17 protein-coding genes and 2 pseudogenes are annotated in these 16,504 nt (G+C 73.5%); 8 read left to right on the top strand and 11 right to left on the bottom strand.

From position 1 onward, the window contains the following. Positions 1–12: 12 nt before the first annotated feature. From AB0I11_RS28680 to AB0I11_RS28630, 11 genes and pseudogenes are all read right to left on the bottom strand, one after another. Positions 13–105 (bottom strand): annotated as a pseudogene (locus AB0I11_RS28680) (DUF296 domain-containing protein); the annotation flags it as partial. Between the two features lie 275 nt (positions 106–380). After that, positions 381–872, bottom strand: coding sequence for a YetF domain-containing protein (locus AB0I11_RS28675; protein ID WP_357327413.1), 492 nt, complete (start codon positions 870–872; stop codon positions 381–383). After that, positions 869–2,596 (bottom strand): cytochrome bc complex cytochrome b subunit, encoded by a 1,728-nt coding sequence (locus tag AB0I11_RS28670; RefSeq protein WP_357327410.1) that lies wholly within the window; start codon positions 2,594–2,596, stop codon positions 869–871. The genes AB0I11_RS28675 and AB0I11_RS28670 overlap by 4 nt, the downstream gene beginning before the upstream one ends. Further along, a complete protein-coding gene (locus tag AB0I11_RS28665; protein ID WP_357327407.1) occupies positions 2,593–3,459 on the bottom strand; it encodes a Rieske (2Fe-2S) protein in 867 nt (288 codons plus the stop codon). Before AB0I11_RS28665 ends, AB0I11_RS28670 begins: the two co-directional genes overlap by 4 nt. Next, the gene (locus AB0I11_RS28660) at positions 3,456–4,286 is read right to left on the bottom strand and encodes a c-type cytochrome (protein WP_357327404.1); all 831 of its coding nucleotides are present in this window, start codon (positions 4,284–4,286) and stop codon (positions 3,456–3,458) included. The genes AB0I11_RS28665 and AB0I11_RS28660 overlap by 4 nt, the downstream gene beginning before the upstream one ends. Positions 4,287–4,289: 3 nt before the next feature. Next, positions 4,290–4,679 (bottom strand): c-type cytochrome, encoded by a 390-nt coding sequence (locus tag AB0I11_RS28655; protein WP_357327402.1) that lies wholly within the window; start codon positions 4,677–4,679, stop codon positions 4,290–4,292. Next, a complete protein-coding gene (locus AB0I11_RS28650) occupies positions 4,676–5,560 on the bottom strand; it encodes a cytochrome c oxidase assembly protein (protein ID WP_357327399.1) in 885 nt (294 codons plus the stop codon). The genes AB0I11_RS28655 and AB0I11_RS28650 overlap by 4 nt, the downstream gene beginning before the upstream one ends. After that, on the bottom strand, positions 5,548–5,946 hold the full coding sequence (locus AB0I11_RS28645) for a hypothetical protein (RefSeq protein WP_357327396.1): 399 nt from the start codon (positions 5,944–5,946) through the stop codon (positions 5,548–5,550). Before AB0I11_RS28645 ends, AB0I11_RS28650 begins: the two co-directional genes overlap by 13 nt. Then, positions 5,946–6,563 carry a heme-copper oxidase subunit III gene (locus tag AB0I11_RS28640; RefSeq protein ID WP_357327393.1) on the bottom strand — a complete coding sequence of 206 codons (618 nt, stop codon included), beginning with the start codon at positions 6,561–6,563 and terminating at the stop codon, positions 5,946–5,948. The genes AB0I11_RS28645 and AB0I11_RS28640 overlap by 1 nt, the downstream gene beginning before the upstream one ends. 58 nt (positions 6,564–6,621) lie before the next feature. Further along, positions 6,622–8,550: a cytochrome c oxidase subunit I gene (gene ctaD / locus AB0I11_RS28635; RefSeq protein WP_357327390.1), complete on the bottom strand. Its 1,929-nt coding sequence runs from the start codon at positions 8,548–8,550 to the stop codon at positions 6,622–6,624. Between the two features lie 17 nt (positions 8,551–8,567). After that, a complete protein-coding gene (locus AB0I11_RS28630; protein ID WP_357327387.1) occupies positions 8,568–9,584 on the bottom strand; it encodes a c-type cytochrome in 1,017 nt (338 codons plus the stop codon). A 121-nt stretch (positions 9,585–9,705) separates the two neighbouring features. On the opposite strand from AB0I11_RS28630, the gene ccsA reads away from it, so the two are divergent. The 8 genes and pseudogenes from ccsA to AB0I11_RS28590 form a co-directional block, all read left to right on the top strand. After that, on the top strand, positions 9,706–10,473 hold the full coding sequence (gene ccsA, locus AB0I11_RS28625) for a cytochrome c biogenesis protein CcsA (RefSeq protein WP_357327384.1): 768 nt from the start codon (positions 9,706–9,708) through the stop codon (positions 10,471–10,473). Then, the gene (locus AB0I11_RS28620; RefSeq protein WP_357327381.1) at positions 10,470–10,874 is read left to right on the top strand and encodes a cytochrome c maturation protein CcmE; all 405 of its coding nucleotides are present in this window, start codon (positions 10,470–10,472) and stop codon (positions 10,872–10,874) included. The genes ccsA and AB0I11_RS28620 overlap by 4 nt, the downstream gene beginning before the upstream one ends. Further along, positions 10,864–12,783, top strand: a complete 1,920-nt coding sequence (locus AB0I11_RS28615; protein WP_357327378.1) for a cytochrome c-type biogenesis CcmF C-terminal domain-containing protein — start codon at positions 10,864–10,866, stop codon at positions 12,781–12,783. Before AB0I11_RS28620 ends, AB0I11_RS28615 begins: the two co-directional genes overlap by 11 nt. Beyond that, entirely contained in the window at positions 12,780–13,334 is a 555-nt protein-coding gene (locus AB0I11_RS28610) for a TlpA disulfide reductase family protein (protein WP_357327375.1), read from the top strand. Before AB0I11_RS28615 ends, AB0I11_RS28610 begins: the two co-directional genes overlap by 4 nt. Continuing rightward, positions 13,331–14,209: a cytochrome c-type biogenesis protein CcmH gene (locus tag AB0I11_RS28605; RefSeq protein ID WP_357327372.1), complete on the top strand. Its 879-nt coding sequence runs from the start codon at positions 13,331–13,333 to the stop codon at positions 14,207–14,209. The genes AB0I11_RS28610 and AB0I11_RS28605 overlap by 4 nt, the downstream gene beginning before the upstream one ends. Before the next feature lie 507 nt (positions 14,210–14,716). Beyond that, positions 14,717–15,004 carry an STAS domain-containing protein gene (locus AB0I11_RS28600; protein ID WP_357327369.1) on the top strand — a complete coding sequence of 96 codons (288 nt, stop codon included), beginning with the start codon at positions 14,717–14,719 and terminating at the stop codon, positions 15,002–15,004. Next, the gene (locus AB0I11_RS28595; RefSeq protein WP_357327366.1) at positions 15,001–15,333 is read left to right on the top strand and encodes a hypothetical protein; all 333 of its coding nucleotides are present in this window, start codon (positions 15,001–15,003) and stop codon (positions 15,331–15,333) included. Before AB0I11_RS28600 ends, AB0I11_RS28595 begins: the two co-directional genes overlap by 4 nt. A 97-nt stretch (positions 15,334–15,430) precedes the next feature. Beyond that, positions 15,431–15,724 (top strand): annotated as a pseudogene (locus AB0I11_RS28590) (IS701 family transposase); the annotation flags it as partial. Between the last annotated feature and the right edge of the window lie 780 nt (positions 15,725–16,504).

Genomic DNA, 16,504 nt, shown 5'->3' with positions numbered 1-16,504 from the left:
GACCTCGGTGACGATCACCTCGAGCGTCGGCCACACCCGGGCCGAGAGCAGGTGCCCGCCCAGCGTGCTGCCGTCGGAGCGGCCGAGCACGGCGGGCACGTGCAGGGCCGGCTCGAACCGGTTCCTCGCCCTTGTCGCACACGACGACCAGCACCCGGCCGGTCGGTTGGTGCAGTTCCTCGGTCCCCATGGCGCTCCCTTGCCATGGGCGGCGGTCGCGCCCAGCGCCGCCCAGCAGGTGGCGACAGCAGAGACGGTCAGGGCGGCGTGACGCTGCCGCGAGTCGGCGGCGGCGAGGGCGAGTGCGGTGACCGCGTGGATGCGGTGGGGCGGCGGCTACCCGGCCACCCTGGCGGCGGGCCAATTTCCACGCGCCGTCCTCACCGGTGCTCCGCCTCCCGGGGCAGTACCGACAGCCGTCCGCGGCCCTCCAGGACCGCCAGGTGCACGCCGTCGACCTCACCCACTCCGTGCTCCCGCAGCAGGGCGTCGAGATCGGCGCGCGTCAGCCCGGCGCGCCGCAGGTTGCCGTTGAGCACCTGTCCCTGCGCCACGACCACCACCGGCCCTTTCTCGATCATCCGCCGGCCCGCGGGCCGCAGGCGTACCCAGGTGATCAGCGCGTGGGCCGCCACGATGGCGACCAGCGTCACCGCGCCGGACAGGTAGCTCGCGTCCGGGGCACTGGGCAGGCGTCCGACGATCGCGCCCACCGCGACGGCGGCCACGAAGTCGTACGCGGACAGCTCGGCCAGGGTCCGCCGGCCGCCGACGCGCATGGCGAGCACGGCGGTCGCGTAGAGCAGGAACGCCTTCAGTGCGACCCAGACCAGCCAGCCCGGGTGACCGATGAGGGCCGTGACGGCGTTCATCGCGGCGCAGACCCGTCCCGACCGCCGCCCCGGCGCCGGCTCCTGCGCTGGCGGAGGGCCGCCAGCAGCAGCGACGCGCCGAGGGCGGCGTTACCCCAGCGGCGCAGCGTGGTGCGCACCCGGCCGGGTGGTGCGGGCGGCGGTGGACCCGGCACGGTCACGTGGTCGACGCCGGGGTAGGCGAGCCGGGCCGACTCGACCGCCTCCTGCTCGGTCGGCACCACCCGGTTGCTCAGGATGGCGACGCTGGCGGCCTCGTCCCGGTAACGCCAGCGCCACACGTCACCCTCGGACCACAGCTCGATCCGTTCCCCGGCGCGGTCGGGGGCCGGCACCTCCGGCTCGTCCTGCTCCGCCCGCGCGTCGGCGCCGCCCGCCGGCCGGCGGGCGGCCCGCAGGTCCGCCCGGGTCAGCTCGCCGAGACGCGCCGCGTCGCCGCGACGCAGCGCCCGGGCCAGCAGAAAGGCCAGCGCACCGGCCAGCAACGGCAGCACGAGCACCAGCACGCGCAGCAGGTTGAGCAGGTCGTACACCGGTACCCGGAGCAGCCGGGCGAGGATGTCGTCGCCGGCCGCCACGACCAGCACCCCGAAGAAGGTCAGGGCCGTCACGCCCACGCCCATCCGGACCGGGTGGTCGCGGGGCCGGTCGAGCAGCTGGTGCGGGCTGCGGTCTCCAGTGCACCACCGCTCCAGGAACGGCCAGGCGTACAGGGCGAGGAAGGTGACGCCGCCGAGCACCACGCCGGGGAAGAACGGGGCCGGCACCAGATGCCCACCGATGTGGATCTCCCAGGGTGGGAACAGCCGCAGGGCGCCGTCGCCCCAGGCGACGTACCAGTCGGGTTGCGCGGGCGACGTGGACTGGGCGGGCGCGAACGGCCCGTAGAGCCAGACCGGGTTGATTTGCACGAGCCCGCCGAGGCCGAACAGCACCGCCAGGATCCAGAGGAACAGTGCCAGCGAGCGCAGGGTGTAACTGGGATAGAGCCGGGAGCCGACGACGTTGTGTTCGGTGCGCCCCGGAGCCGGGAACTGGCTGTGCTTCTGCCGCACGATCATCGCCAGGTGCACCGAGACGAGGGCGACCAGCACCGCGGGCACCAGCAGCACGTGGGTGACGAACATCCGCGGGATCATCTCGTCGGACGGGAACTCGCCCCCCAGGCCGAGAGCGACCAACCACGAGCCGACCAGCGGTATCGACTCGACCACCGAGACGATGATCCGCAGGCCGAGACCGGAGAGCAGATCGTCGGGCATGGAGTAGCCGGTGAAGCCGTTGGCCAGGGCCAACGTCAGCATGGTGACGCCGACCAGCCAGTTCAGTTCCCGAGGCTTGCGGAACGCGCCGGTGAAGAAGATGCGGATCAGGTGCACCAGGATGGCGGCCACGAAGATCAGCGCTGCCCAGTGGTGGGTCTGCCGGATCAGCAGCCCGGCCCGGACGTCCCAGCTCAGCCGCACCGTCGAGGCGTACGCGGCGGAGGTGGTGCTGCCGTCCAGCGGCTCGTAGGAGCCGTGGTAGACCCGGTCGGCGGAGCTGGGGTCGAAGAACAGGGTCAGGTAGACGCCGGTGAGGATGAGCGCGACGAAGGAGTAGAGGGCGATCTCGCCGAGCATGAACGACCAGTGGTCCGGGAAGACCTTCGCCAGCGCCTTGCGGGCCACCGGGGACAGCCGCAGCCGGTCGTCGAGGGCGCGGGCGAACCGATCCATGATCATGGCCGGCTCCAGAATCCCGCTCCCGGCGGCGCGGTGAAGTCGCCGGTGGCCCGCAGGTGCCCGTCCGCGTCGACCTCGACAGGCAGGCCGGGCAGCGGCCGGGCGGCCGGACCGGCAACGGGTCGGGCGTCGGCAAACAGGTCGAAGGAGGACTGGTGGCACGGGCAGAGCAGCCGGCCGGTGCCCTTCAGATAGAGCCGTACCGGGCAGCCGGCGTGAGTGCAGAGCACGGAGTAGACGACCAGACCGTCCAGGTGCCCGGCGGACGGCGACCGGGTGAACCGCTCCGGCCACAGCCGTACCGCGAAGGCGGGACCGTCGCCGGCGTCGGTCGCGCCCTCGGGGAACACGCCGACGACCGTGCCGGCCGGCACGTCGGCGGGGCGCAGCGGCCGGCCGTCCGCGGTGACCAGCCGCACCCCGGGACCCCACGGGGTGTCCGTGCGCGCCCGCACCGGCCGGGCACGGTCCCAGGGCAGCAGCGACCGGAGCGGGAACAGGGCCGCGACACCGAGCGCGGTCAGTGCCAGGCCGAGCGTGGCGAGCAGACCCCGGCGACGGATCGGGCTGTCCGGCGCGGTCAGCGCTGCCGCCGTGCGGGCCTGCTCGTCCGGGGGCGGCGCGAAGCCCTCGTGCTCCTCGACGTAGCCACCGACCGGCACCAGCCGCCGGCCCCAGATCGCCAGGCCGATGGCCAGCCCGGCGAAGGCCACCGCGAGGCACACTCCCTCCCACTGGGTCTGCCCGCCCAGGCCGTAGGTGACCGCGAAGCCGGTCGCGCCGGCGGCGCTGACCAGGAAGGACAGGATGATGCGCCGGTTGACACCGGGTGGGGCCGGTGCCACCCGTGGCCGCCGGCTCACTCGCCGGCCCTCCGGCCCAACCAGCGGGCCGCGGCAACGAGCAGGCCGAGCGTGGCCACCCAGGCGGCGAGGCCCTCGGCCAGCGGGCCGAGCCGCCCGAGCGGATTCCCGCCGCGGTCCAGGCGCTCGCTGCGCAGCCGCTGCACGTAGGCGGCCAGGTCGTCCACCTGCTGGTCGGTGAGGACCTGGCTGGGGAAGACCGGCATCAGCCCGGGGCCCACCCGGATCGCCTCGGCCACCTGCACCGGGGTGGCCTCGTACAGCGGCGGGGCGATCCAGCCGTTGGTCAGCGGCGCGCCCGCGCCGGTGGCGCCGTGGCACGGGGCGCAGTTGGCGGCGAACAGCTCGCGGCCGCTGGTGAGGCTGCCCCCACCCACCCGGGGGATCTGCGGGCCTCCACCGCCGAAGCTGGTCACGTGCCCGACCAGGGCGGCGATCTCGTCCGCCGAGAACACCGGCTCGCCACGGCGCGGCTGCTGCATCTCCCGCGCGATCGGCATCCGTCCGGTGCCGACCTGGAAGTCGACCGCCGCCGCGCCCACCCCGATCAGGGACGGTCCCCGTTGCGCACCCTGGCCCTGGTCGCCGTGGCAACTGGCGCAGTTCTGCCGATACAGTTCCTCGCCCGCGGCAGGGGCCGGCGCGGCGCTTCCGGGCGCCGGCGAGGGCGCGGCGTTTCCAGGCGCCGGCGCGGGCGCGGCGTTCGCCGGCGCGGGCGCGACTGCGGCGGGCGCGGCGAGGGCCGCCGGCCCGGCGGCCAGCGCGATCACCGCCCCGGCCGCCGCGGCCCGGGCCGGGTGCCACCACCGGTACGTCCAGACGGCCATCGCTCAGTCCAGCGTGTACAGGTAGGCGGCGATGTCCTGGGCGTCCAGCGGGCTGACGCCCAGGTCCGGCATGGCGGTGCCCGGTTCGACCGCCTGCGGGTCGGCGATCCAGTGCTGCAGGTTGTCCGCGTTGTTCACCAGCTTGCCGGCGATGTAGGAGCGGGACCCGAAGCGGGTCAGCGGGGGCCCCACCAGTCCGTCCGCCCGGTTGATGCCGGGGATGGTGTGGCAGGAGCCGCAGCCGTACTGGGCGATCAGCGCCGCGCCACGGTCCGGCTGGCCGGCGCGCACCTCGGGTGGTGGGGGCGGATCGGTGCTCGCGCAGCCGGGCGCGGCCAGCAGCGGTGGCAGCGCGAGAAGCATGGTCAGCGGCGTGCGGACGCTGCGTTTCACGTCACCATTCCCTCGGTAGTGGTCAGCCGGCCGTCCCCCTCGGGCGAGGTCACCCGCTCCGGGCGCCGCCGCTGCTGCGCCAGCAGCCAGCGCAGGAACAGTGCGAGCGTGACGACCAGCGCCGCCACGTCCATCGGGGCCCACATCAGCAGCCCGGCGAGCTGCTGGTCGGCCAGCGGGTCGGCACCGAGAACCTCGGGCGGATACACCGGCCGGGGCGCGAAGGTGAGCACGGCGCCCAGCGCGGACGCCGGCAGCATGGTGGCGATCAGCAGCAGCATCCCGGTGGGCGCGGGCAGCCGGTGCCGGGCGGTGCCGAGCAGCGGCGCCCAGAGCAGCCAGGCCGACCCGACGAAGCAGGCGTGCTCCAGCACGTGCAGGGCCGGATGCCGCTCGGCGGCGAGGAACGGCACGGGCAGGTGCCAGAACCAGAGCACCACCGTCTGGCCGCCGCCGGCGACGAGCGCGACCGCCACGGGGCGGCGCAGCCACCGGACGCCCGCGGCGACGCGCAGGCGGGCGATGCGTCGGCGGGCGGTCGCCGGACAGGCCAGGGTGAATGGCAGGCCGGCGGCGCCGGCGGCCAACAGCGGACCGGCGACGAGCAGCAGCATGTGCTGGGTCATGTGCCCGGCGAGGCCCCGTTCGGCCAGCGCGGTGACCGGGCCGCTCTGGGCGCCCAGGACGGTGAACAGTCCGACCCCGAAGGCGGCCACCCGCCAGCCGGGCAGGACGTCGCCGATGCCGCGCCGCGCCCACAGCTCGTGCACGCCCCGGCCGTACGCGGCGGCGAGCAGCGCCAGGGCGGCGGTCAGCAGCATGGCGAGCAGCCCGCCGGTCACCTCGCCGGTGTCCCCGACGGCGGCGGTCACCGCTGACATGGCGGCAGCACCAGCAGGGCGACACCGCCCAGCACGATGATGGTCAGGAACAGCAGGTTGGACCAGATGCCCACGACGGCGAGCATCCGGCTGCGGCCCACCGAACGGTCCTCGCCCTCTCCTGGCGAGGGGGCGGTGCGCCGCCACAGCAGGGCGGCGGCGAGCAGCGCGCCCACGGTCGCCAGGGCGGGCAGCACCACCGCGGCGGCGACGACGGCACGCAGCGGCAGGGGCCCGACCTGCTCGGACCCCGCGGCGCAGGTCAGCTCGTCCACGCCCCAACCGGCCAGCAGGTGCACCGCCCAGGCGAACGCGCCCCCGAGCACGGCGTACCAGAACAGCAGCCCGCCGGCGAGGCGGGCGCGCGGGCCGGGATGGGCGCTCATCACAGCCTCGGCGAGAGGTAGATGGTGAACAGGATGGCGGCCCAGACCGCGTCCACGAAGTGCCAGTAGATGGCGGCGTTGCGGACCCGGTCGTGCCGGTGGGCGCCGAAGCTGCCGCCGCGCAGGGACGCGGCGAGCAGCCAGGCGAGCATGGTCAGCCCGACCAGCACGTGCAGGCCGTGGAAGCCGGTGATCAGGTAGAACAGCGAGCCGTAGACGTCGGTGGTCATGGTGAACTCGCGAAGCTTCTCGGCGTACTCGCTGGCCTGCAGGGCCAGGAACGTCACCCCGAGCACGATGGTGGCGGCCAGGCCGGAGCGTAGCCGCCACCGCTCGCCCTTGCGGATGCCGTGCTCGGCCCAGATCACCGGCAGGCTGCTGGGCAGCAGCACGGCGGTCATCACCAGCGGGCGCAGCAGTTTCGGCTCCTCGATCCCCGGCGGCGGCCACTGGGCTCCGTACTGGAAGCGCAGGTAGAAGTAGCTGCCGAGCAGGCAGGCGAAGAGGGTTCCCTCGGTGACGACGAACATCACCATGCCCCACCAGCCGGTGGATCGGCCGACCGGCAGCTCGGTGGTGAGGGCCTCGGTGCCGGTGGCCGACGTGCTTCCGGTCATGCCCGGCCTCCCTCGGTCCGCGACCGCGGGGCTCGCGAACCCGGCGCGCTCCTCGCGTTCACGGGCTCACCCCGACTTCCCGGTCGGGTCGGCGCGGCGGCCACAGCCAGACCGCCAGGGTGACGGCCACCGCCACGGCGGCCAGGGCGGCCACCGGGTACCAGGCGAGCAGCATGGCGGTGAAGAAGACCAGCATCGCCAGGGCCAACACCAGCGGTTGGAACGAGGCCTCGGGCATCTCCACGACACGTTCGCGCCGCCCGTCGAGCTCGCTGGTCAACAGCGTCCGTCGGCCGTCGGCGAGGATCCGGTCCGGTTCCGCGCCTGCGCCCATCGACTCCCGGCTGGGTTCGTCCCAGGTCGGGTGCAGGCTGTGTACGCGCGGCAGGACCGGGAAGTTGTACGGTTTCGGCGGCGAGTCGGTGGACCATTCCAGGCTGTCGCCACCCCATGGGTCCGGCGGTGCCGGGCGGCCGCGCCGGATGGTGTGCACCACGCCGGCCAGGACCAGCAGGAACCCGAGCGCCAGCACGTACGAGCCGATGGTGGCGACCAGGTTCCAGCCGTCCCAGCCGTCCTCGCTGCGGTAGGTGTAGACCCGGCGGGGCATGCCGAACAGGCCGTAGAGGTGCATGGGAAAGAACGTGAGGTGCATACCGGCGAACACCAGCCAGAACGCCCACCGGCCGAGCCCTTCGTGGTACATCCGCCCGGTGATCTTCGGTAGCCAGTAGTAGATGCCGGCCAGCATCGGGAAGACCGATCCGCCGATGAGCACGTAGTGGAAGTGGGCGACGACGAAGTAGGAGTCGGTGACCTGCTGGTCGAACGCGGTCAGCGCGAACATGGTGCCGGTGAGGCCGCCGAGCACGAAGGTCACGATGAAGCCGATGACGAACAGCAGCGGCACCCGGAGGACCAGGCGGCCGAGCACCATGGTGGCGAGCCAGGCGAAGATCTGGATGCCGGACGGAATCGTGATGATCGTGCTGGCCGCGCTGAAGAAGCTGTACGAGAGCTGCGGCAGCCCGGTGGCGAACATGTGGTGCACCCAGACCCCGAACGAGATGATCGCGATGGACACGATGGCCAGCACGATCAGCGGGTAGCCCACCACTCCCCGCCGGGTGAAGGCCGGCAGCACGGCGGAGACGATGCCCAGCGCCGGCATCACGATGATGTAGACGTCCGGATGCCCGAAGATCCAGAACAGGTGTTGCCAGAGCAGCACGTTTCCGCCGGCGCCGGGGTCGAAGAAGTGGGTGCCGAAGCGGCGGTCCAGGAAGAGCATCGCGTTGTCGAGGTTGAGCGCCGGCAGTGCGAAGATCACCATGAAGGCGGTGGCGACGATCGCCCAGACGAACAGCGGCACCCGGTTCAGCGACATTCCCGGTGCGCGCAACTTCAGCGCCGTGACGATGAAGTTGATCGACCCGGCGGTGGTGGCGATGCCGAGGAAGAGCAGTCCCAGGCTGTAGACGTCCATGTGCAGGCCGGGGGTGTTCTGCTCATCGGTCAGCGGCACGTAGGCGAACCAGCCGCCGTTGGGCGCGGCGCCGAAGGGCAGGCTCGCCCACATGAACAGCCCGGAGAAGAGGAACACCCAGTAGCCGAGCGCGTTCAGTTTGGGAAACGCCATGTCCCGCGATCCGATCAGCAGCGGCACCAGGAAGTTGCCGAAGCCGAACAGCATCGGGGTGGCGAACAGGAAGATCATCGCCGTGCCGTGCATGGTGAAGAGCTGGTTGTACTCCTGAGGGGACAGCAGCCCCGACTCCGGCCGGGCCAGCTGGGTGCGCATCGCCAGCGCACTCAGTCCGGCGAGCGCGAAGAACAGTCCGGCCGTCACCAGATAGCGGCGGCCGATCCTCTTGTGATCCACGGTGGTGAACCAGGATCGCAGCGAGGGGCGCTCGCTCCAGTGCTCCTGCAGCCGGGCCAGCTCCTCGCGGCTCGCGCCCGGGGCCGGTGCCGCGGTCGTGGACATGCCTGCCTCCCCTCCGCTCACTTCAGCGACTGCAGGTACGCGATGAGGTCCGGTAGCCGCTCCGCGGCGACCGGCTGCGGCGGCATGTAGTTGCCGGGCTTGACCGTCTGGGAGTTCGCGATCCAGCCGCCCAGGTGGCCGCCGTCGTTCGGCACCGCGCCGGCGCCGATGCTCCAGCGGGAGCCGACGTCGGACAGGTCCGGACCGACGCGCCCGGCGGCTTCCGTGCCCCGGATCGCGTGGCAGCCGGCGCAGGTGCCCTGCGCGAACGTCTGCTGACCGCGCCGCTGCGCGTCGGTCTGTGGCTGGGCGGCGGGCGCACCGAGGCGTGCCCGCCAGGCGTCGAAGTCGCTGCGGGCCTCGGCCACCACGAGCAGGGCCATGTGCGCGTGCTGGGTGCCGCAGTACTCGGCACACTGGCCCCGGTAGGTGCCGGCCCGCTCGGCCCGCAGCCAGGTCTCCCGGACCTCGCCGGCGATGAGGTCGGTCTTCGGCATCAGTTGCGGCACCCAGAAGCTGTGCAGCACGTCGGCGGTCCGCAGCCGGATCCGGACCTTCTCCCCCACCGGGATGTGCAGTTCGTTGGCGGTCGCGCCGGCGACGCCCGCCACCCGCACCTCCCACCACCACTTGTGGCCGGTCACCTCGATGGTGGTCGCCCGTGGTCCCGGTCCGTCGCCCAGCGCCGCGAGGTCGCGCAGGCCGAGCGCGTAGACGGTCACCAGGACGACCAGCGGAATGCCGGCGCCGGCGATCGTGACGAAGCGCAGCGGCTGGCCGTGCCGGACCCGGGCGTCCCGCCGGCGGCGGAACACCAGCGCCCAGGCCAGCACCAGCATGACCTCGGCGAACACCGCCATGGAGATCCAGAACAGTACCCACCACAGGTCGGCGACCCGTCCGGCGCCGGTGCCGGCGGGATCGAGGGCCGACGGCGCCCCGCCGGCGCAGCCGGCCAGGGCGGGCAGGACACCCAGCACCGCCGCCCGGGCGAGGCGCCGGGTCGATGTCCTGGATTCAGCTCGGGTGTCCACCGGAGCCGACTCTAATCAGGCGTAGGACGAAATATGCTTTTTGGAGTAAATAGGCGAGAAGCAGCCGATACGTTGGGGTCTCGTAGGCAGCAGGCGAGCAACGGCGCGGAACGGGACGATCATGCGAAGCTCCACCGTGGAACTGACCGCGGATTCCCCACACGGTGCCGCGGCACGGCGTACGACCGCGTGGACCGCCGCCGGCCTCGCTGCCGGAGCCGGCCTCGCCGGTGGTTTGCTGGCCCCGACCGACGCCGGGCAGGGCCCGGCACAGCGGCTCATGTACCTGCACGTGCCGGCCGCCTGGGTGGCCTACCTGGCGTTCGCCGTCGTCCTGGTGGCCAGCGGCGCCCATCTGCTGCGCAACGACGCCCGGTGGGACCGGGTCGCCCTGGCCGCGACCGAGATCGGCGTCGTACTCACGGCGCTCACGCTCGCCACCGGCTCGCTGTGGGGACACCTCGTCTGGGGCACCTGGTGGGCCTGGGACCCACGGCTGGTCGCGACCGCGCTGCTGTTCCTGGCGTACGCCGCCGCGCTGGCCCTGCGCCGGTCGCTCGCCGAGCGGGCCGGCCTGCCGCCGCACGGCGACCCGCGGGTGACCCGGCCCGTGGCCGTACTCGGCGTCGCCGGCTTCCTGCTGGTCCCCGTGGTGCACTTCTCCGTGCTCTGGTGGCGCTCGCTGCACCAGCAGGCCACCATGCTGGCGCCGGAACGGCCACCGATCGACCCCCGGATGGCGCTGGCGCTGCTCCTGGCCGTCGCGGCGGCGACCGTCGCCGCGACCTGGGTGCTGGCCCACCGGGTGCTGCGGCTGCAGCGGCAGTTCGACGCCCGCCACGCCGCCCGCCCGTGGCCACCAGCCCGCCGGCCGGACCTGGTCCGGTGATCCGACGTCCCGGGCGACTGGCCCTGGTCGCGGTCCTGCTCGCGGGCGGCGCCCTGCTCGTCACCGGCGCCCTGCGGGACACCCTCACCTACTACCGGACGCCGGCAGAGGTGCTCGGCGACCCGGCGGCCATCGGCGAGCGGGTCCGCCTGGGCGGCGAGGTCGTGCCTGGCACCGTGCACCAGGACGGCGACCTCGTGGTGTTCCGGCTCGGCGGGTCCGGTCAGGAGGTGCCGGTGCGGCAGCACGGGGTGCCACCGGAGACGTTCCGCGAGGGCCAGGACGCCGTCGTCGAGGGCCGGCTCGGCACCGACGGGGTGTTCGACGCCGACCACCTGGTGGTACGGCACGGCAACGAGTACCGGCCCTCCCCCGCCCCGGAGTCACCCGGTGCTCGGTGACCTCGGCACCGCCGGTCTGGTCGCCGGCCTGCTCATCGCGCCGCTGGCCGCGCTGCTCTGGCTCCGGGTCGCCCTGCTCGGGGCGCCGGCCCGGCCGGCGCGCCTGGCCTCGGTCGGCGCGCTGCTCGCCGCGCTCGCGGCGGGTGCGACGCTGGAGGCGGCGTTGCTGGTCCACGACTTCGGCGTGCGGTTCGTCGCCGAGAACGGGGGCCGGCACGTGCCCCTCCCCTACGCGATGACCAGCATGTGGTCGGCCATGGACGGGTCGTTGCTGCTCTGGCTCCTCGTCCTCGGCGGGTACGGCGCGCTGCTCGCGCGGGGTCGGTCGGACCGGCTGCGCGCCCACGCGATGGTCGTGGTCAGCGTGGTCACCACGTGCTTCTTCGCGCTCTCCACCTTCGCCGCCAACCCGTTCCGGGTCGTGGACCCGGCCCCGCCGGACGGGCCGGGTCCGAATCCGCTGCTGCAGGAGCACGTGGCCATGGCGGTGCATCCGCCCCTGCTGTACGCCGGATACCTCGGCTTGGTCGTGCCGTTCGCGCTGGCGCTGGCCGCTCCGCTGGCCGGGCCCGCCGGCCGGAACTGGCTGCGGCTGGCCCGGCCGTGGGCGCTGGTGGCCTGGACCGCGCTCACCGCCGGCATCGTCCTGGGCGCCTGGTGGTCGTACGCGGTCCTCGGCTGGGGCGGCTACTGGGCGTGGGACCCGGTCGAGAACGCCTCCCTGCTGCCGTGGCTGACCACCACCGCCTTCCTGCACACCAGCCTGGGTGGTGGCCGTGGCCGGGAACGGTGGAACAGTGTCCTGGCCTGCGCGGGATTCCTGCTGGTGCTGCTCGGCACGTTCCTGACCCGCTCCGGCTCCGTGGCCAGCGTGCACGCCTTCACCGAGTCGCCGCTGGGGCCCCTGCTGCTCGGTTTCGTGCTGCTCGCCGTGCTGGCCGCCACGGTCCTCACCGGCCGCCGCGAACCCGCGCCCGCCCGGGCGGGCACCGCGCTCTGGTCCCGACCCGCCGCCCTGCTGGTCAACGCCGTGCTCCTGGTCGGTCTCACCGCCGTGGTGCTGATCGGCACGGTGCTGCCGCTGCTCGCCGAGCCGATCACCGGCGGCCGGGCCAGCGTCGGAGCCGGCTACTACCACCGCACCGCGGTCCCGCTGGCCGTGGTGGTGCTGGTGCTGGCCGGGCTGCCGCCCGCGCTGCGGGCCCGGGAACGGGCCGGCGCGCTCCGCCGGCTCGCCCTGCCCGCCGCGGCGGCGGCGGCCACCGTGGCCGCTGTCGGCCTGCTCAGCCGACCCGGCGCCGCGGCACTCACCGCGTTCGGGGCGGCTGCCTTCGTGCTCACCGGCCTGCTCACCGCCCTCGGCGGTCCGCGCGACGGCGGCATCCGGCGAAGCCGGCGCCGGGCGGCCACGCTCGGGCACGCCGGCCTCGCCGTGCTCGCGGTGGGTGTCGCGGCGTCCGCGACGTACGAGCAGGTCGACGAGCGGACCCTGCGGGTGGGCGAGACGATCCGGGTGGGCGACGTGTCCGCGCGGCTGGAGTCGGTGCAGCGCGCCACACCCGCCGGCCGGATGACCGTCCGGGCCCGCCTGGCCGTCTCCGCTGACGGCCACCGCCGCGCCGCCGCCCCGGCGCTGCGCTACGACCCGGCGCGGGACATGGCCGTCACCGTACCGGCGATCGACGCCGGTCCCCGCCGCGACGTCTACCTCACCCTGCTCGCGGTGGCCGCCGACGGGAGCAGCGCGACCGTACGCCTGGCGGTGAACCCGCTCGTCGGTCTCGTCTGGGCCGGCGGCGCGATCGCCGTGGCCGCCGGACTGCTCGCGCTCTCCGGCACGGTCCGGCCACGGCGGCGACCGCAACCCGCCGGACGGTCCGTCCCGGCCACGGCGGGGGCATCGAGATGAGCCGGCCGGCCCGGGCGTGGTGGCGGCGGATCCGGCCGGTTCCGGCGGCGATCCTGCTCCTGACCCTCGGCCTCGGCGGCGTCGTCACCGGGTACCGCACCGGCCCGGTCGACAACCGGCCCCCGCCGGTGGTTGCCGCGCCCGCGCTGACCGGCACCACCCTCGACGGCGCCCGATTCGACCTGGCGGCGCTGCACGGGCAGGTGGTGCTGGTCAACGTCTTCGCCTCCTGGTGCGGCCCCTGCCGCGACGAACTGCCGCTGCTGGCCGAGACCGCACGACGGTGGTCACCGAACGGGCTACGGGTGGTCGGACTCAACCTCCGCGACGGGCCCGACGCGGTCCGCGCCCTGCTGCAGGAGGCGCGGGCCGGCGACGCGCTGACCGTGCTGCCCGACCCGGACGGTGCCCGGGCGATCGAGTGGGGCGTACGCGGCGTGCCCGAGACCTACCTGGTGGACCGGGACGGTCGGATCGTCGCGCACCAGCCCGGCGTGGTCACCCGGCAGTGGCTCGACGACCGACTGTCGCCCCTGCTGGCCGCGCCGTGATCCGGCGCCTGGGTGTCACGCTCGCGCTGGCCGCGCTGCTCGCCGCGGCGGGCGCGGGACTGCTCCGCTCGACCGGGCCGGACGGCCGGACGGACCCGGTGGCCGCGATCGCCGCCGACCTCGTCTGCCCCGCCTGCCAGGGCGAATCGGTGGCCGACTCCCGCTCGCCGATCGCCGCCTCGATGCGGCAGGTGATCGCCGACCAGGCGGCGCAGGGGCGCAGTCCGGACGAGATCCGCCGCTGGTTCGTCGCGCGTTACGGCGAGGAGGTGCTGGCGCAGCCGCCGGTGCGGGGACCGGGCCTGCTGCTGTGGGCGGTACCCGCGCTGGCGCTGCTCGGGGCGGGCATCGCCGCGGCACGTACGCTGCGGGCCCGGCGTCCTGCCGACGGCGACGAGCCGGGCCCGCCGGCCCGACGCTGGTCACCGCGGCCCGTCTGGCGCCTGACGGCCGCTGCCCTGGTCTGCCTGGTGGCGGCGGTGGCCGTGGCCGCGGACCGGCTGACCCCACCGGCCGCGGCCCCCCGCACCGATCCGACGGCGGTCGCGCTGGGGCTGGCCCGGGACCTGGAAGGCCAGCAGCGCTACGCCGCCGCCGCGCAGATGTACCAGGAGGTCCTGCGGGATCGTCCGGACGACGCCATCCGGCTGCGTCTCGCCTTCGCCCTGCTGCGCTCGGGGGACGCGGCCGGAGCCGGGCGGCAGGCCCGGGAGGTCCTCGACCACGCGCCCGAGTCGCCCGACGGCCTGCTCGTCCTGGGGCTCGCCCAGCGCGGCACGAGCCCCGCGGACGCCCCGACGACGCTGCGCCGGTTCCTCGCGGTCGCACCGGCGCATCCCGCCGCCGCGGAGATCCGCCGGCTGATCGGGGGCTGACCGGCGTCAGACGCGGTGCCGGGACCGGGCCACGAGGTAGCCGAGGAGCAGACCGGTGGCCAGGGTGGCCACCGGCGCGCAGCACCGACCCAGCCGGACCTGCTCGCCGGCACGGCGCGCGGGCGTCGCCGACCACGATGCCAGTGAGGAACATCGCCGGGAAGCCAGAGCCGCGGGCCAAGGTCGCCACGCCGTAGACCGAGGTCCACCGCCCGGCGGGGGCCGCCCTCCAGCACGGCGAGCAGTAGCGCGAGAACCAGTTCACCTTTGTCACGCAACTGTCATGAGCCTGCGGAACGACCTCCACGATCCGCACCCAGAGTGACCAGGGATGCCGCAACCAACACGAGAAGCGCGTAGGAGAGATTCGTGAACACGCCCTCCGCTCCGGCCGGAGCGTCGGGTGCCCCTGGTCGAGATCGAGATCATCGAGGAACTCGACCTGCGCCTGCTGTCCGGGGCCAGCGCGGCCAGGGATGGGGTGATGTCCCCGAAGCCAACGGAAGGGTGATCGACTTGTCCGAGTGCCGGCATGTGGACGCGGCAGCGATCGGCCTGCTCCTGGAAGTCCAACGCCGCTTGACTCGTCGCGGCCGAGTACTCACCGTGCGGGCGCCGCAGCTGCGGATCCGGCGGATCCGCGACACCGCCGACCTGGGCCGGCCCGCAGAGACCGTCGCGTCACCCGCGCCGGCCGCGCAGCCCTCGCACGACAACCCGGGGCTCGCGGTAGGACCTGCGCGCGGCAATGCGCCCGCCAGCCCGACCACGGATAGAAGAGGGCGACGCCGGTGAGTGGCAGCAGTCTGCTCGGCGCCGTTGCGATCGGCACCACGATCGGCCTCGTAGGACGGCTCGTCCTGCCCGGTCCGAAGGCCGCTTCCGTGTGGCTGACGATTGCGCTCGGCGTGGCCGCCGCGCACCTGGGGACCATCGGCCTGGGTCTGATCGGCGTCGAGCCGGACGCGTGGGTAGCGCGATCGGTGGCGCAGGTCTGCCTCGCTGTCCCCGTGGTGGTCCTCACCGTCGTCGCTGCCGGGCGCGTACTTCCGCAGGAGGGCGCGGCGAGAAAGGCCAACCGGGCGACAGGCGGCACTAGCCGGACCGCGAGCAGGGAGCCTTAGGCACTTCGGTGTTCTCTGGGAGGTCACGCCGCACCGTTCGGCCAAATCACCGCAGGTCAGAGCCCTCGGCACCGTCCGGTATTCGTGAGCACTGTTGTTCCAGACAGGGAAAGGCCAGGTCGGCCTGGACCACTACCACGTCCGCAGCTGGACCGGCTGGCACCGCTTCATCACCCTGTTCATGCTCGCCCTGGCCGTCCTCGCCGCTCAGCAGCCCAACCCCGATCCGGACATCATCGCGCTGACCATCGCCGAAATCCGCCGACTCCTCAACGCCTTCGTCCTCGCCACACCGCTACCACCAGCGCGCGCCCTGCACTGGTCGACCTGGCGACGAACATCCCAAGCCCGAGCCCGACGAGCCCACTACCAGCGCAGACAGGCGAAGTGACGTTGGAGTACTAGGCGTCTTCCAACGTCCATCTGTGGCGCCGCAACTCGTCCGACACTTTGCGGACGCCAATAGCCCAAAAGATCACTGCTTCGTCGTGGCCGTGCGCCACAAACTTGAAGCCATCGGCCAGCACGGGGACGAGACGGACGCGCGAGATCGAGACCAGGCTCGTCCGCCTAACTCGGAACTCTCCGAAGACTGAGGAGATCACGATGTCCTGCGCTCCGACGCGGAGCCGGGCAAAGGGCCATGTTGCCCTCCGATGAAGCTGTGGGCGTCCCCACGTCCCAACTTGTGGATCCACGTAGGCAACACCACCGCGAGTCCTGAACTCCTTCTCGACCACGCAGCGATCATCGCTGACGCTGGCAAGCACCGGCCTCCCGTCCGGCTGACGGCTGGGCCCAGGAACTCGCAGCTTGGGAATCGCGCAAGATCGGCTGCAAGTGCGCCTCTACGCCTATTCGACGCGCTCTCGCGCCGCCTGATTTGGCCCTGGGTGACACCACCTCGCGGCCCGTGGGTGGCCCGGCGAGCGCTCTGATCCGAGCCTAGCTAGCTAGCTTGTCGTCTCATTCCGCGTCCACGGAAGCAGTCCTGCCCTCGAGCCCGGGCCGTGTCCGTTGCGGGCAGGGCTGTACCGATGGCTACACAACAGTCCTGGGCCGCAGGGCAACCAGCGCTAGGTAGCTGGTGTTAAAGGCGGGTTGATCGGTGGTCCGATCAACCCGTGTGTTGGACGGCTCGTTGGCTGGCGTGAAGGGGGTAGTCGCTTGG

Source organism: Micromonospora sp. NPDC050495 (assembly GCF_040655175.1).
Classification (GTDB): Bacteria; Actinomycetota; Actinomycetes; order Mycobacteriales; family Micromonosporaceae; genus Micromonospora.
This window is presented reverse-complemented; position numbering and strand designations above follow the sequence as displayed.